10 protein-coding genes are annotated in these 16611 nt (G+C 74.6%); 7 read left to right on the forward strand and 3 right to left on the reverse strand.

The genetic code is table 11. The features are described from left to right. The first annotated feature begins 176 nt into the window (after positions 1 to 176). Entirely contained in the window at positions 177 to 1490 is a 1314-nt protein-coding gene (locus ACFV4G_RS18385) for a phage tail sheath family protein (protein ID WP_380441492.1), read from the forward strand. Between the two features lie 218 nt (positions 1491 to 1708). Continuing rightward, on the forward strand, positions 1709 to 1858 hold the full coding sequence (locus ACFV4G_RS18390) for a hypothetical protein (protein ID WP_380441494.1): 150 nt from the start codon (positions 1709 to 1711) through the stop codon (positions 1856 to 1858). Positions 1859 to 2067: 209 nt separating this feature from the next. On the opposite strand, the gene ACFV4G_RS18395 is transcribed toward ACFV4G_RS18390, so the two are convergent. Continuing rightward, a complete protein-coding gene (locus tag ACFV4G_RS18395) occupies positions 2068 to 3009 on the reverse strand; it encodes a hypothetical protein (protein ID WP_380441496.1) in 942 nt (313 codons plus the stop codon). A 467-nt stretch (positions 3010 to 3476) separates the two neighbouring features. On the opposite strand from ACFV4G_RS18395, the gene ACFV4G_RS18400 reads away from it, so the two are divergent. Next, complete coding sequence (locus ACFV4G_RS18400; protein ID WP_380441498.1) at positions 3477 to 6362, forward strand: hypothetical protein; 2886 nt, start codon at positions 3477 to 3479, stop codon at positions 6360 to 6362. Between the two features lie 178 nt (positions 6363 to 6540). Here the strand turns inward: ACFV4G_RS18400 and ACFV4G_RS18405 are convergent, their stop codons facing one another. Beyond that, a complete protein-coding gene (locus tag ACFV4G_RS18405) occupies positions 6541 to 8319 on the reverse strand; it encodes a gamma-glutamyltransferase family protein (RefSeq protein ID WP_380441500.1) in 1779 nt (592 codons plus the stop codon). 253 nt (positions 8320 to 8572) lie between these two features. On the opposite strand from ACFV4G_RS18405, the gene ACFV4G_RS18410 reads away from it, so the two are divergent. Next, a complete protein-coding gene (locus ACFV4G_RS18410; protein ID WP_380441502.1) occupies positions 8573 to 10210 on the forward strand; it encodes a Re/Si-specific NAD(P)(+) transhydrogenase subunit alpha in 1638 nt (545 codons plus the stop codon). A 5-nt stretch (positions 10211 to 10215) separates the two neighbouring features. Beyond that, positions 10216 to 11676 (forward strand): Re/Si-specific NAD(P)(+) transhydrogenase subunit beta, encoded by a 1461-nt coding sequence (gene pntB, locus ACFV4G_RS18415; protein ID WP_380441504.1) that lies wholly within the window; start codon positions 10216 to 10218, stop codon positions 11674 to 11676. Between the two features lie 137 nt (positions 11677 to 11813). Here the strand turns inward: pntB and ACFV4G_RS18420 are convergent, their stop codons facing one another. Continuing rightward, a complete protein-coding gene (locus tag ACFV4G_RS18420) occupies positions 11814 to 14102 on the reverse strand; it encodes an ATP-binding protein (RefSeq protein WP_380441506.1) in 2289 nt (762 codons plus the stop codon). A gap of 300 nt (positions 14103 to 14402) precedes the next feature. Between ACFV4G_RS18420 and ACFV4G_RS18425 the strand changes: the two genes are divergently transcribed. After that, on the forward strand, positions 14403 to 15266 hold the full coding sequence (locus tag ACFV4G_RS18425) for a hypothetical protein (protein ID WP_380441508.1): 864 nt from the start codon (positions 14403 to 14405) through the stop codon (positions 15264 to 15266). A gap of 68 nt (positions 15267 to 15334) precedes the next feature. Then, entirely contained in the window at positions 15335 to 16501 is a 1167-nt protein-coding gene (locus ACFV4G_RS18430) for a trypsin-like serine protease (RefSeq protein WP_380441510.1), read from the forward strand. The last annotated feature ends 110 nt before the right edge of the window (positions 16502 to 16611 follow it).

Below are 16611 nucleotides of genomic sequence, written 5' to 3' on the forward strand. Positions count from 1 at the left end.
CAGGAGACTCAAGCCCACCCGCCTGCCGGCGGCAGACCACCCGTCAGTCACACAGAGGCTTCACTCGAAGCGGTGGTTTGCCCTCTCAGAGGAGTGGCCGGGCAGCTCGCTGCGCTGGGGTGGGTACGGACTCGCCGTTCGCACCAGCAGCGGCCCTCTCACCTCAAGGAGTGTGGATGCCCAGTCAGAACCCGCCAGGGGTCTTCGTGACGGAGCTCCCCAGCGGAGTACGCACGATCACCGGGGCGAGCACATCGGTCCCGGCGTTCCTCGGTTACACGAAGGCCTCCGCCAACGACGATCCGAGCGCGGCCCCCGAGCCGTTCACCGACGCCGAGCGTGTCGTCCCGCAGAAGATCCGCAGCTGGCAGGAGTTCGCCGCCCGCTACAGCGTCCAGGGAATCGCCAAGGAGCTCGCGGACGCGACCGAACCGGCCGCGATCCACACGCTGCAACGGTGCCTGCCCCTGGCCGAAGCGGTCTACGGGTTCTTCGCCAACGGCGGGAGCACCTGCTACGTGGTGGGCTTCACCAGGCCGCAGAGCGCCGTCTCGCCCGAGGAGCTCAAGGGGAACACGGACGCCCGCACCGGCCTCGCCGCCCTGGAGACCGTTCCCGAGGTCACCATGGTCGCCGTCCCCAGCCTCTGGGACATGACCGCGGACGCCTCCGCCGAGAAGGAGGCGCCGGCGCCCGACCACGCCGCGGGCGTCGGCAGGATGGCCCAGGTCGTCAAGCACTGCACCGAGCAGCGCAACCGGCTGGCGATCCTCGACCCGCCGCCCGGCCTGACCCCGGCCGAGGCGGCGGCCTTCGCCGACACGCTCGGCTCGCGCGACTCCGACGACGCCGCCTTCACCGCCCTGTACTACCCGTGGATCACGGTCCCGGGCGTCGACGCCGTCGAGCGCACCGTGCCGCCCTGCGGCCACGTGGCGGGTGTCTGGGCCCGCACCGACGCCGAACGCGGCGTCTTCAAGGCCCCCGCCAACCAGAACCTCCGCGGCGCACTCAAACTCCAGACCGTCCTCACGGACGACCAGCACGGGGAGCTGAACGCGAAGGGCGTCAACTGCCTGCGGCTCTTCCCGGACCGGGGCCTGCTCGTATGGGGCGCTCGTACCAGGTCGACCACACGCGACTGGCGCTACCTCAACGTCCGCCGCCTCGTGTCCTACCTCGCCGACTCCGTCCACCAGTCCTCGACCTGGGCGGTGTTCGAGCCCAATGACGAACGGCTGTGGGCGACACTGCGGCACTCCGTGTCCTCCTTCCTCACCGACCAGTGGCGGCAGGGCGCCCTCGTGGGACGCACGCCGGACGAGGCGTTCTATGTGATCTGCGACGACACCAACAACACACCCAAGACCATCGACGACGGCAAGGTCATCTGCGACATCGGCGTCGCACCCGTGCGCCCCGCCGAGTTCGTCCACTTCACCATCACCCAGATCGCGGGACAGTCCGGAGAGGCCCCCAAGGCCACCTGACGGCACACCTGTCCGCCCCGCCGTTGCGCGGCTCGCGGCTCGCGGCTCCCGGCCCGAGCAGGAAGTCGGACCGGCCGACTTCCTGCTCCGGTGGCCGGCCGGAGGCTCCTCGGCGGCCGGGCAGTAGGGCGCGCGATCGTGAACGCCGCCGGATTCGGCCGCCGGGCCCGTGGCGGGTACCGGGACTGGATGCCGATTCCCCGTTCGTGGCGAGGGAGTTGGCAGAGCTGATCGCCGAGGCGGGGCGCCCGGAGGAAGCCGTGGACCTCCTGGGCCCCGCCCGCTCCTGGCACCGCCGCACCTTGGCGGGGCTACTCCTGGAGCTCGGGCGGATCGACGAAGCGGTGGCCCTGTTCCGGCTGCGGTAACCGGCCGCTCCCGCCCGGCCGCGTGCCCGGACCCGGCGTCGCCGCCGGCGTCCGGCGTCCGCTCTCGGCCTCGGCTTCGACGCCGAGGCCGACGCCGGGACGACGGGCCGGCCGTCGCCACCGGTTCCGGAACGACCGGAGGACCGCGACGACGGCAGCCGTGGCGAGGCCCGCGAGGAACTCGGGCAACGCGGCTCGCAGAAGGTCGCTCATCGGGCCGTCCTCGCGGCCGCGGCGGTGCGCTCGGCGTGGAGGGCGCCCCGGCGCCGGAGCTTTCGGCGCACCCGGTCGCCGTACGAGGGCGGCAGGCCCGCTTCGACGGCCGCCTGGAGCCAGCTCCCGCCGTCCCGCGCGAGCCGGACGGCGACGGCGGCCTCGTCGGCGGTCAGGCCGCGCAGGACCGCTCCGATCCGCTCGTCGTCGAACTCGTGCCGCAGGACCACGTCCTCGGCGCTGCGGTGGTCGGTGAGAGCGTCCTCCAGGGTCACGCCCGCGCCGATCGTGACGCTGGTCAGCCGGGTGGGGCCGTTCCTCGTCCCCCGTTTCCACAACGGCAGCCACCGTTTGCGTTCCTCCTTCGCGCAACGGTCGAGGAGCGCCACCAGCTCGGGATCGCTGCGGCAGTCCCCGAGTCCGTCCACCCAATCGCCCAGGAGCGCGTCGATCACTCCCTCTCGCCACTCCTCCGGCCGCGCCCTGCCGAGCACCCTGCTGGTGAAGTCGTCCACGCCTTCGAGGTCTCCCACGAGGGCCGCGAAGCGGGCGGCCAGGGCCGCGACGAGGGCCGCCCGGGCGGGCGGCGGTGGCGGGGAGCCGAGGTGCCTGATCGACCTGGCCAGACAGATCAGCAGGACGGCGACCGAAACGGGCGGCACCTCGGCGAGTGCGGTGTTCAGACCGGCCTTCGTCATGGCGTCCGCCGCGTCGTCGAACCCGAAGATCCGAAGCATCTGCGCGGGCCGGTTCCTGGTGATGTACAGCAGCTTGATGAAAAGGTGCGGGTCTGCCCGGTCCGCGCCGGGCACGACCAGCACCGACTGGCAGCGCTCCCGCCGGCGCCGGTCGGCCCCGCGGTAGTTCACGTCGGTCAGGAACTGCCCGGGCAGCCCCGGGCCCGGCCGGAACTCGATGCACACACCGTCGATGCACACGGCGATGACTCTCCTCTGCGACTCGTACGAGCAGGCTCTACTTCCGGGGACGGGAGCACGGCACAACGGCAAAGAATCCGGAAGACCGAGACGTGATCTGCGTCACGTCGGACGAATGGGCGCCCGCACCCGGCCGGGGCGGCACCGGTCCGCGGCTCCGGCCGGGCGCCGGCGACCGGCCGGTGGTGAACCGCCGGGCGGGCGCGGGCCGTATAGCTGGGCAGGGCACCGACCGGGTGGGTCCCGACGAACGATCAGGGGAGGCGTACGCCAATGGCCGAGGTGGAACCTCACCGGACCTCCGCCCGGGCCCGGCGTACGCACCGGCCGACGGACGTGGTCCGCGCCGTCGCCGGAGCGCCCTTCCCGCCCCACCGGCGGACGGACGCCGGCCGGCGCGCCGCCGGAACGCCGATCACGTGCCGGCGCCCGCCCCACCGGCGGACGGACGCCGGCCGGGTGGCGCGATGAGTGCGCCGCAGTCCGGGGCCTCGTCCGCACCGGCTCTGCGCCGCCGGTTCGGCCGTCGTGGGGCGCCGTCCGCTCCGCCCCCCGTACCGGCCGGGCGGCGGGGGCCGTCGCGGTCGATCCTGCGGCCGTTCGGGCCGCACTACGTCATCGCCCCGCGCGAGGTGGGCGACGACGAGCTGGCGGCGGCGATGGGCAGCCTGCGGCCGGTGCCGGACGCCCTCGTCGTCGTGGCGGCGGCGGCCGACGCCGCGCCGGTGCTGCGCGAGCAGATGGCCGAGCTCGGGCTGATCGCCCGGACCCGGGGCGCTGCCCGGCTGATCCTCGCCGCCTCCGGTCTCGCCGCGCTGGGCCCGGGTGGGCGACGCCCCGCCGAGGTGGTCGCCGACAAGGCCGGACTGCCGGTCGTGGCCCCGGACGGTCTGGTGTCCATCCAGCCCGACGGCACCCTCAAGGTGACCGCGCCCGAGGGTGCCACCGAGCCCGCCGCGTGGTGGAGTTGCCCGCCGGGCGGCCGTCCGCGGCGGCTGCGGGAGACCGTCGAGGCGGCGACCGCCGTCGGACCCGGCCAGGCGCCGCCCGAGCCCGCGGCGTGGCCGGCGCCGGCCGGTCCGGCGTGGGGCGCCACCGGGCCGGCCGCGTGGCCGCCGCCCGCCGTCCCCGTCCCCACCCCCGTCCCCACCCCCGTCCCCACCCGTACGGTCGCCGCGGCGCGCCCGACCACGCTGCCCGCCTCGGTCGTCGTCCAGCGCCTCGCCAACGGCTTCTGGCTCAGCCACGCGACGGCCCGCCCGGAGGCCGGGATGCCGTTCCTGGAGCAGCTCGCGACACCGCCCGGCACGACGCCGCTGCTCGTCGGCACGCCCACCCAACCCGTCCTGACCCCCGAGGAGTTCGCCGACGCCGCGCTGTCCCTGCCGACCGGCTCCGACCAGCTCCTCGTGAGCGCGCCGTGGGCGGACCCGGGGGCGCTCGCCGCCCTGTCCGGCACGCTCGCCGAGCGGCTCGGCCGGCCCGTGCACGCCGCGGTCGGCCTCCCGGTCGCGGGCGACGGCGCGTTCACCACCCGGGTGCTCGACCACCGCGGCGCCACCACCTGGGAGCCGTACCTGATCCGGCTGACCTCCGGCAGCCGTCACGACACCGTCAGCACCGCCTGGCGCAACGGCGGCGCCGGGTGGGACACCGTCGGCCCGGGACTGTTCCGCGCCTTCCCGTTCTGGTGCCTGGAGGCCGTCCCGGCCGGGCTCTGGCTGCGCCCCGAGCCGCCGTACGCGTGGGCGCCGCGCTTCCTGCGCCCGGACCCGGCCCGCCCGCTGCTCGTGGTGGGCGAGCAGGCCCGGCTGATCCCGCACGACGTGTGGGAGCAACTGTCCGCCCTGCTGGACCAGTTGCCCGGTGACGGCGCACGGGGTTTCGGGCTGCTGCTGCACGGCCTGGTCGACACGGCGTCCGAGAGCAGCGCCCGGTTCTTCGCACGGATGCACGGCCTGGTGTGGCTCAACCCGCCCGCCCGCACGCAGAACGGTCTCCCGGCTCCGGCTCTCCCCACGACGTACGCGGTGGGCGGCGGCCTCGGCACGCCGAGCGGGGCGAGCAGGCCGGGTACCCCGAGCGCGCCGAACGTTCCGGAACGCTTCGCCCTGCCGGCGCACCGGAACGAGGGGTTCGTGACGGGACGGGTCACACCCGCCGATCCGGAGCTCGCTCCCCCGGCCGCCCAGCCCGCCGGACTCGCCACGAGCAGTGGCGCGGCGCCGGCGAGCCGGCCGGCCACCGCCGCGAGCCCGTTGACGGCGGAGGCGACGGCGAGCGCCACCGCTCCGGCCGGGGTTCCCGCCGCCGAGCGCCCGGCCGAACGGCCCACCGCCCCCACCGAACCCGCCGCCCCCACCGAGCCCGCCGCCTCCACCGAGCCCGCCGCAGCCCCGACGCCTGAACCGCCCGTGGCCCCGGAGCCGGAGGAGCCCGAGGAGCCGGAGGTGGCAGAGGAGCCCGAGGTGGCAGGGACGCCCGAGGTGGCAGAGGCCGCAGAGGTGCCGGAGCAGCCCGAAGCACCCGCCCAGCCGATCGCCCTCACGGCCCGCTACTTCACCCCCGCCGACGTCCCGCCGCTCGCCCCCGTGAGCAGCGCAGCCGACCGGGACGCCTTCCGCTCGCTCCTCGGCGACCGCTACCAGCGCGGCGCCGGCCGGGTCGAACCGGCCGTCACCCGCCTGCCGGGCCTGCGCTCGACCGGCCGGGACGACGTCAAGCCCGACCTGGTCGCCGTGCTGCTGCACCACGAGGGCGCCGACGTGCCCGCCGGCCCGGCCGCGCTGGTCGCCGGGGCCCGCAGCGGCGCGCCCGGCCCGCTCGCGCCCTACCTCGCCTGCCTGGCGTCGGGCCTGCGCCGCCTGCCGAGCCACCACGGCGCGGTGCTGCTCGGCGCCGACGTCCCGCCCGAGATCCTCGACGCCTACCCTCCGGGACTGGTCCTCGTCGAGCCGGCGCCGGTCACCGGCGTCTCCTCACCCGCGGCCGACCTCGGCACGCCGGTGGAGTTCGCCGTGTGGTCGACGACCGGGCGCCGGACGGCCGTGTTCGCCGCCGACGGCGAGGTGCCGCAGGTCGTCTTCTCCCCCGGCACCACCTTCACCGTCCTCGACACCGTCCCCGGCGACGGCACGACCCGCCCCGCCCGCGTCCTGCTGCGCGAGACCACCAGCACGCCCCCGGCCACCGCCGACGCCGCACGCGACCGCAGCGCCCGGGACCGCCTGCGGGCCTGGCTGGAGCGCCGCGACGGCACGGCCCCGGCCGACCGCCGCCCGGTCGCCGGACCGGAACGCTTCCGCCTGACGCCCGGCGCCGCCCTGCCCGCCCGCCCCGGCGCCGGCCCGTGACCTGCCCGGCTCCGGCGGACGGCCCGGTCCTCGGCCGCCGGGCCCGGCGCTGACGAGCGCCTTGATGCGGGGCAGGTCATCGCCGGTCACCGTCGAGTTCAGCGCGTAACAGCGGTGAGCACCCCGATGTCGCGCCTGGAACGTCTGGAACTCCCCTGGAACATCCCTTGGGTGGGCGTCACCTGCCCACGGCGTAGCCCTGCATGCCGCGCGGGTTGGCGGCCGCCGACAGGACGCCGGTCTCGGGGTCGCGGGCGACGGCGCACAGGCGGCCCTCCGACCACGGGCCCCCGACGGTGACGTCGTGGCCGCGCCGGCGCAGGCCCTCGATGACGTCCGGGCCGAGGCGGGACTCGACGAAGAGGCTGCCGGGCCGGCCTGCGCGCGGGTAGAAGGAGCTCGGGAAGCTCTCGGTGTGCCAGTTCGGCTCGTCGATCGCGCCCTGGAGGTCGAGCCCGCCGCGCACCGGCGGGCGCAGGGCGAGGGCGAGGAGGAAGTGCAGGCTCCACTGGTCCTGCTGGTCGCCGCCCGGGGTGCCGAAGGCGAGGACGGGCCGGTCGCCGCGCAGGGCGAGGGACGGCGAGAGGGTGGTGCGCGGACGGCGGCCGGGGGTGAGGGAGTTGGGCAGTCCGGGGGTGAGGGCGGCCATCTGGAGGCGGGTGCCGAGCGGGAAGCCGAGTCCCGGGACGGCGGGGTTGGACTGGAGCCAGCCGCCGCTCGGGGTGGCGGAGACGAGGTTGCCCCAGCGGTCCACGACGTCCACGTGGCAGGTGTCGCCGCGGGTGCCGCCGTCCCTGGCGACGGTGGGCTCGCCGGAGCCGGGCGCCGCCTCGGCGGGGGCGTACTCGGCGAGCCTGGGCGCGCGGCCCTCGGGACTGCCGGGCCGCAGGTCGTAGGACGCCCGGCCGCCGATCAGGGCACGGCGGTCGTCGTTGTACCCGGGCGACAGGAGCGCCTTGAGCGGCACCTCGGCGGCGTCGCCGAACGCGTCGCCGTACCAGGCCTCGCGGTCGGCCATGGCGAGCTTGGTGCCCTCCACGAGTGTGTGGACGTACTCGGCCCCGTCCAGCGTCCCGAAGTCGTCCGGCAGCAGGGCGAGTTGCTGGAGGAACACCGGGCCCTGGCTCCACGGTCCCGGCTTGGCGACCGTCCACCCGTTCCAGGTGTGCGTGACCGGCTCCTCGTAGTGCGCTTCGAAGGCCGCGAGGTCGTCGCCGGTCAGGGTGCCCGCGTGGCGCTCTCCGGAGGTGTCCAGCGCGGGACGGGCCGCGAAGCCGGCCAGTGCCTCGGCGATGAAGCCCTCCCGCCAGACCCGGCGCGCCGCGTCGATCTGCGCCTCGCGCCCGCTCCCGGCGGCCTCGGCCTCGGCGACCAGCCGCCGCCAGGTCGCGGCGAGCGGCGGGTTGGTGAGCAGCGCGCCGGGGCGCGGCGCGTGCCCGCCGGGCAGGTAGAGCTCCGCCGAGCTCGTCCACTCCCGTTCGAAGAGCTCCCGGACGGTCTCGACGGTCGCCCCGATCCGCTCGACCGCCGGGTGCCCGTGCTCCGCGTACCCGATGGCGAACCGCAGGACCTCCGCCAGCCGCTTGGTGCCGTGGTCGCGCAGCAGGAGCAGCCAGGCGTCGAACGCCCCGGGCACGGCGGCCGCCAGCGGTCCCGTCCCCGGGACGAGGGACAGGCCGAGCGAGCGGTAGTGCCCGATGCTCGCCCCGGCGGGCGCGGGCCCCTGCCCGCACAGCACCCGCACCGGCCCGTCCGCGGGCGCGAGGATGATCGGCACCTCGCCCGCGGGCCCGTTCAGGTGCGGTTCGACGACGTGCAGCGTGAACGCGGCGGCCACGGCCGCGTCGAACGCGTTCCCGCCGTCCTCCAGCACCGCCTGGCCGGCCGCCGACGCCAGCCAGTGCGTCGACGAGACCATCCCGAACGTCCCCTGCAAGGTCGGTCGAGTCGTGAACACCGGTACCCCTCCCATCCTGAAGCCCCCGCCGTCTCCGGTTGGCACCCATCGTGTCCACTGCCGACCGTCCTGTCACCACCGCCACCGCCCGGAGCCGCGCTGCTCCGGAGGGTGAGGATCGTCACTGGTTCGCTCCATGGGCCCGCAGGGTGGGTAGGTGTACGTTCCAGCGACCACCGGGCGGGGATCCCGACTCCCCCTCGATCGCAGTTGCTCCGGTCCGCAGCGCCTCCGGCGAAGAGAGGTACCAGACATGTCTGCACAGGTGCCGGTCCACCACCATCCACCCCAGCGCGTCGGTGTGGTCGCCGAGTCGAGCGTCGGGGAGACCCGCGTCGCGGCGACGCCACCGACGGTGCGGCAGTTGCTCGGGCTCGGCTACGAGGTCGTCGTCGAGTCGGGGGCCGGGACGGCCTCCGGCTTCACCGACGCGGCGTACGCCGAGGCCGGCGCGCGCATCGGCGACGCCTGGGCGGCCGAGGTCGTCCTGAAGGTCAACCCGCCGTCGGGCGACGAGATCGCCCGGTTGGGTGAGGACGCGACCCTCGTCGCCCTGCTCGCACCGGCGCAGCGCCCCGAACTGCTGAAGGCGCTGTCGGCACGCGGCGTCACCGCGCTGGCGCTGGACGCGGTCCCGCGGATCTCCCGGGCGCAGTCGATGGACGTGCTCAGCTCGATGGCCAACATCGCCGGGTACCGGGCGGTGATCGAGGCGGCCCACGTGTTCGGGCGGTTCTTCACCGGGCAGGTCACCGCCGCGGGCAAGGTGCCGCCGGCCAAGGTCCTGGTGGCGGGCGCCGGTGTGGCCGGGCTGGCCGCGATCGGTGCGGCGTCCAGCCTCGGCGCGATCGTCCGGGCGACCGATCCGCGGCCCGAAGTCGCCGACCAGGTCCGGTCGTTGGCCGGCGAGTACCTGGCCGTGGAGGTCGCCCAGGAGGCGGGCTCGGACGGCTACGCCAGGGCGACGTCGGCCGAGTACGACCGGGCCGCCGCCGCGCTCTACCACGAGCAGGCGCGGGACGTGGACATCGTCGTCACGACCGCGCTGATCCCCGGCAGGCCGGCGCCCCGGCTGCTCACGGCCGAGGACGTGGCGGCGATGCGGCCGGGCAGCGTCATCGTCGACATGGCCGCGGCGCAGGGCGGCAACGTCGAGGGCACCGTGCCCGGACGCGCCGTGGTCACCGACAACGGGGTCACCATCATCGGCTACACCGACCTGACGGCCCGGCTGCCCGCCCAGGCCTCGCAGCTGTTCGGCACCAACCTGGTGAACCTGCTGAAGCTGCTGACGCCGGGCGGGGACGGGCGGCTGGCCGTCGACTTCGACGACGTGGTGCAGCGGGCGGTGACGGTCGTCCGGGCGGGCGAGGTCACCTGGCCGCCGCCGCCCGTGGCCGTGTCGGCCGCCACCGCCGGCACAGCCACCACCGCCGCTGCCACCGGCCAAGCGGCTGCCGCGCAGATCGGCCCGAAGCCGTCCCGGCTCACCCCGCCGCTGCGCTTCGGGCTGATCGGCCTCGGGATGCTGGCGACCTTCCTCCTGATCGCCTTCGCGCCGGCCCAACTGGCCCGGAACTTCACGGTGTTCGCACTTGCCGTGGTCATCGGCTACTACGTCATCGGCAAGGTCCACCACGCCCTGCACACCCCACTGATGTCGGTGACGAACGCGATCTCCGGGATCGTGGTGATCGGTGCCCTGCTCCAGATCGGGCACGAGAGCCGGCTCGTGACGGCGCTGTCCTTCGTGGCGGTCCTGCTGACGAGCGTGAACGTCTTCGGCGGCTTCGCCGTCACCCGCCGCATGCTGTCGATGTTCTCGATCTCCCCCACCTCCCAGCCGTCCCAGTCGTCCCCGTCGTCCCAGCCGTCCTCCGAAAGGCGTTGAGTCCGATGACTTCCACGACGGCCTCCCACGCCGCGGACCTGGTCGCCGCGCTGCTGTTCGTCCTCAGCCTGGCCGGGCTGTCCCAGCACCGGACCTCGCGGGCCGGCGTCGTCTACGGCATCGCCGGCATGGCCCTCGCCCTGGTCGCCACCATCGTGCTGGCGGCGCGGGACGTCTCCGCCGGCGCGGTCGCGCTGATCGTCCTCGCGATGGTGCTCGGCGGGGCGGCGGGCCTGTGGCGGGCGCGGCGGGTCGAGATGACGCAGATGCCCGAGCTCATCGCCGTGCTGCACAGCTTCGTCGGCCTCGCCGCCGTCCTGGTCGGCTGGAACGGCTACCTGGAGGTCGAGTCCCACGGGTCCGCCCAGACCCGGGTGGCCGGGGACCTGCTGGGCATCCACCACGCCGAGGTCTTCATCGGCGTGTTCATCGGCGCGGTCACGTTCACCGGCTCGATCGTGGCCTTCCTGAAGCTGTCCGCCAGGATCGCCTCGCGCCCGCTGGTGCTGCCGGGCAAGAACGCGCTCAACGTGGGCGCGCTGGCCGCGTTCGCGGTGCTGACGGCCTGGTTCACGGCCAGCCCGGGTCTCGGCCTCATGATCGCGGTCACCGTCCTGGCACTCGCCCTGGGCTGGCACCTGGTCGCCTCGATCGGCGGCGGCGACATGCCCGTCGTCGTCTCCATGCTGAACAGCTACTCGGGCTGGGCAGCGGCGGCGGCCGGGTTCCTGCTCGACAACGACCTGCTGATCGTCACCGGGGCCCTGGTCGGGTCCTCCGGCGCCTACCTGTCGTACATCATGTGCAAGGCCATGAACCGCTCGTTCCTGTCGGTCATCGCGGGCGGGTTCGGCATCGAGGCTCCGTCGGGCTCCGCGCAGGAGCAGGGCGAGCACCGCGAGATCCGCGCGGAGGAGGCCGCCGGGCTGCTCGCCGCGGCCCGGTCCGTGGTCATCACGCCCGGCTACGGCATGGCGGTGGCCCAGGCGCAGCACCCGGTGGCGGAGCTGACCCGGCGGCTGCGCGAGCGCGGGATCGGGGTGCGGTTCGGCGTGCACCCGGTGGCGGGCCGTCTGCCCGGCCACATGAACGTCCTGCTGGCCGAGGCGAAGGTGCCGTACGACATCGTCCTGGAGATGGACGAGATCAACGACGACCTCGCCGCGACCTCGGTCGTCCTCGTCATCGGCGCCAACGACACCGTCAACCCGGCCGCCACCGACGATCCGTCCAGCCCGATCGCCGGCATGCCCGTGCTGCGGGTGTGGGAGGCGGAGCAGGTGATCGTCTTCAAGCGGTCGATGGCCTCCGGCTACGCCGGCGTGCAGAACCCGCTGTTCTTCCGGGAGAACACCGGCATGCTGTTCGGCGACGCCCGGCAGAGCGTGGAGGCGATCCTCCGGGCCCTGCCCGAGGGCCGCGGCGGTCCGGCCGCCGCCGTCCGCCAGACGACGGCGGCGGGTTAGCGAACGGCGGGTCGGCGGACGCGGCCGGTCGACGGACGCGACGGACGCGGCGGACGCGGCGGACCGCCCGGGCACCGGGCCCGGACGGTCCGCCCACCGGCCCGCCCGCCCGCCGGCCCACCGCACGAACCGCCCGCTCAGCCCTTCGCCAGCAGCCGCCGGACGTTCTCGGCCTTCGGGGAGCCGAGTTCCTCGTAGAGGGCGAGGCTGCGGCGCCACGCCTCGGCGGCGGCCGCGGCCTGGCCGAGGTGCCGGCGGATGATGCCGAGCTGTTCCAGCGCGGACGCGGTGCCGTCGCGGTCGCCGATGTCCTCGCGGATCGCCACGGCCTGCCCGGCCAGGTCCAGGGCCCTCGCGAAGTCGCCGGTGTCCTGGAGGACTTGGGCGGTGACGTGCAGGGCGTGGCCCTCGCCGTAGCGGGAGCCGAGCGCCTGGAAGGCGGCCAGCGCGAGGCGGCAGTTGACGAGTGCGGGGTCGTACCGGCCGAGGACGCGGTAGGCGGGGATCAGGTTGAGGAGGCAGACGGCCTCGCCGTAGCGGTCGCCGGCGGTGCGGAAGGCGTCGGCGGCACGGGTGAGGTGGCCGATGGCCGTCTCGTAGTCCTGGAGCTGGCGGTGGCTGACGCCCAGGTTGGCCTCGATCATGGCGGTGGCCTCCGGGTCGCCGTCGCCGAGGAGGCCGTCGGCGTGCCGGTAGCGGGTGATGGCCTCGCGGTAGTCGCCCTGGGCGTGGGCGAGGGTGCCGGCCTGGACGAGCATGAGGGCCTCGCCGGTGCGGTCCGCCGAGCGGCGGGCGTGGTCGAGGGCGAGCCCGGTGGCGTTGTTCCAGTCCCCCCAATACTTGCGCAGGGTGAAGAACGGCCAGAGGCTGTGGGCGAGTTGCCAGCACAGCGGGTCGTCGTCCCGGCCGGCGGCGTGCCGCACGAGGTCGACGAGGTTGGCGCGTTCGGTCTCGTACCAGGCCATGGCCGCCTCGGCGCCGTCGAAGTCCGGCTGCGGCAGGCCGGGCGGGGGCGGTGCGGCGGGGGCGAGGCGGGCGTGCGGCACGAGGAGCATCCCGGCCCGGCGGGAGGCGTGCAGGTACCAGAGCGCGAGGCGCCGTTCGGCGGCGCGGCGCCCGGCCGGGGCGTCCTCATTGCGGGCGCGCTCCTGGGCGTAGAGCCGGATGAGGTCGTGGAAGCCGTAGCGGCCGGACTCGGGCACCTGGAGCAGGTGGTGGGCGGTCAGTTCGGCGAGGAGCCGTTCGCTGGGCGCCGGGTCGCGGTCCAGCAGCGCGGCGGCGGCCGGCACCCCGACCGACCGACCGGGCACCAGGGCCAGCAGCCGGAACGCGGCGGCCTGGTCGGGGGCGAGGTGGGCGTAGCTGGCCTCGAAGCTGACCCGCACCGCGCGGTCGCCGACCCGGAGTTCGTCCAGCCGTCCGCGCGCGTCGGCGAGCCGCTCGGCCAGCATCCGCACCGTGCGGCCGGGTTCGGTGACGAGCCGGCTGCCCGTGATGCGCAGCGCGAGCGGCAGGCCGGCGCAGTGGGCGAGCAGTTCGGTGGTCGCGTCCGGTTCCGAGGACAGCACGGCGGGGTCGGCGATGCGGCCGAGCAGGTCCCTGGCCTCGGTGTCAGTGAACGCGGCGAGCTCGATCCGCTCCACGCAGTCGAGTTCGGGCAGCCGGCTGCGGCTGGTGAGCAGCACCGCGCAGCCGCTGCTGGCCGGGAGCACGGGCCGGATCTGGGCGCCGTCGAGCACGTCGTCGAGCACGATCAGGACGCGTCGGCCGGTCAGCAGGCTCCGGTAGAGGGCGGCGCGTTCGTCGAGTGCCGGGGGGACGTCGGTGGGGCTCACGCCGAGCGCCCGCAGGAGGCGCGCGGCGACCTCGGCGGCGGGTACGGGCGCCTGGTCGGCGCCGCGCAGGCTGGCGAACAGCTGGCCGTCGGGGTAGCGGTCCCGGTGCGCGTGTGCGGCGTGCACGGCGAGGCTGGTCTTGCCGATCCCGCCGGGGCCGGTGACCACGAGCACCGGGGTCCGCCCGGCGGTGCCGTCGCGGCCGAGCGCGTGCCGGACGGCGTCCAGCGCTGCCGTGCGGCTGGTGAAGTCCGGTAGGTCCGCCGGGAGTTGAGCGGGAGCCCGGACGGCTGCCGGGCGTGGCGCGCCGGTCTCGACGTCGGCACCGGCGTTGGCGCCGGCGTCCGTCCGGGGCCCGGCCGGCTCCGCACGGGCCGGCTCCGCCCGGGCCGCGGCGATCAGTTCGGCCCGGTCGCCGTCTGCCAGCCCCAGCGCGTCGGCGAGCGCGGCGACCGACTTCAGCCGGGGGTTGCGCCGGCCCGCCTCCAGCATGCCGATCGCGTGCGTGGAGACGCCCGACCGTTCGGCGAGGCCCTCCTGGGTCCACCCGAGGCGCAGCCGGTATTCGCGCACCATGTCCCCGAAACGCACGACAACCCCCATCGCCCCCGCCGAGATGCCGCCGCCAACTATGGCATGTTCCATGCCAGGGCGTGGCGCGGGGAACGCAGGCAGAACGCAGGGGTTACGCCATGGACCGCCGACCCCGCCGGGCCAAGACTCGTGTCCGCCCGGATGCCGGTACCCGGCGGTACGCGAAGGATCCCAAGGACCCCTCGGGCCCGCAAGACCTGCGGCACCCGCCGTGCCCGTGGCGTCCGGGGCAGCACCGCACACCGAGGACCAGGAAGACCAGGAAGTCCAGGAGATCCAGGAAGACCAGGGGGAATCGTGAAACGCATCAAGTCCGCGCTGGCGGCGGGTGTCGCCGGCGTGGTCGGACTCGCGGGCCTCGCGCTGGCCCAGCCGGCCGGCGCGGCGACGCCGGCCACGCAGCGGGTGCTCGCCGAACTCGGGCACATCCAGGGCCTGTTGCCCGCCACCGGGCACGCTTCGGCCAGGGCCGAGGCGGCGGCCGAGCAGTCACGGGCAGCCGAGCAGTCGCAGGCGCCCGCCCGGATCGCACTGAAGGGCGCCAAGGGCGCGGCCTCGCAGGTCCGTTCGCAGGTGGCGGTGTCGCCCGACGCGCTGCCGGACACCGACAGCGCCGTCATCACCGACACCACCGCCGTCTCGCACGTCTTCGTGCTCCGCACCGCGCGCGCCGCGACCGACGTGAGCTTCACCGTCGACGGCTTCGACGGCCGGCTGGTCGCCGATCCGCTCGGCGGCGTCCTGCTGGTCGACCGGACGACCGGCCGGGCCGACAGCCGGATCAGCGCGCCGTGGGCGTACGACGCCAACGGCCGTGCACTGCCGACCAGTTACTCGGTCGACGGTGGCACCGTCACCCAGCACGTCGACACCCGCGGCGCCGCGTTCCCGGTCGTGGCCGACCCGCACTACACCTGGGGCTGGATCACCGGCACGGTGTACTTCAACCGCAACGAGACCTCGCACATGGCCTCCGACGCGGGCTTCACCGCGGCCATGTTCGCGTTCGCCCCGCCGCCGTTCAACCTGATCGGCGCCATGGTCGCCGGGAACATCTCCCGGGTGGCGTGGAACGCCGGCAGCGACCACAAGTGCGTGAAGGTCAAGTCCCTGGCGCCGGTCTTCCCGGCGTCCGAGTACTCCGGGGGGTACTGCCGGTGATCACCAGGACGAAAGCACCGAACTCCCTCGCACGGAGGGCACTCCGGGCAGCAGTGGTCGCCGTCTCGATGCTGCTGACGCTGGCCTTCGCCGGGATCGCGACCCCCGCGACGGCGGTCACCGGCGGCGGACCGGCCACGACGGGGCAGTACCCGTGGATGGTCCACTTCCAGGACACCAGCAAGTACCCGCTCTTCAGCTACAGCTGCGGCGGCGTCCTGATCGCGCCGGACAAGGTCCTGACGGCCGGGCACTGCGGCCGGGAGTACCAGAGCAAGATCGACCACTCCGCGGTCGTGCAGGGGCAGACGAACATCCTCCAGGGCGGCACCGCCTACCGCATCGCCCGGATCGACATCAGCCCCCAGTTCTACCCCGACCAGGAGACCGGTCCCTGGAAGACGTACGACATCCACCAGGGCGACGTCGCCGTGGTGACGCTGCAGAACTCGATGGTCGGCGTGCCGACGATCCCGTTCGCGCACATCCCGGCCGACGAGACCCTCAGCGGGCAGGGCCTGATCCTCGGCTGGTCACTGGAGAACGTCGACAGCCACGGCGACCCCCGGGAGCGGCTCCGCTCGTCGATGGTCCCGATCCTGCCGGACTCGGCCTGCACCCGCCCCTACGGCGGCATGTACCGGGTCGGCCAGATGATCTGCGCCGGCGACGCCAAGCACGACGCCTGCAACGGCGATAGCGGCGGTCCGCTGATCCGCAACGGCTGGGTCATCGGGATCATCTCCGGCGGCGGCAACAACGGCTGCGACCAGGCCGGCTACCCCGGCACCTACACCCGGGTCGCCGCGTTCTCCAACTGGATCCAGCAGATGAAGGAGGACCGCGACCACGCGCCCTTCTACGTCAACGGCAAGTGCATGGACGGGGACGTCGCCAACGGCGACCACGTCCCGGGGATGAAGGTCCAGCTCTGGGACTGCAACGGCTGGCGCAACCAGTTCTGGTACACGCTGAAGGACCACATCTTCAACGACCGCAACAACTACTGCATGAGCGCCGACATCAGCCACGGGAGCTACAACGGGATGCCGGTGCTCCTCCAGCCCTGCCACACCTGGACCGCCCCGAACGAGACCTGGATCATCGACGGCTACACGATCAAGAGCGCCTACAACAACAAGTGCCTCGACGCGGACATATCCGGCGGCTACCACAACGGGATGAAAGTCCAGCTGTGGGACTGCAACGGATGGACCAACCAGCAGTTCTGGTGACCCCTCACGGACGCCGGAGGCGCGCTCGGCCGCCCCCCCCACCCTCGGGGCCGCGGCGGTTCAGAGCCGAGTCGCACGCGCCGGTCACGCCCGCCCCCGCCAGGGGCGGC

Origin of the sequence: Kitasatospora sp. NPDC059747 (genome assembly GCF_042732955.1) — a bacterium.
Lineage (GTDB): Bacteria > Actinomycetota > Actinomycetes > Streptomycetales > Streptomycetaceae > Kitasatospora.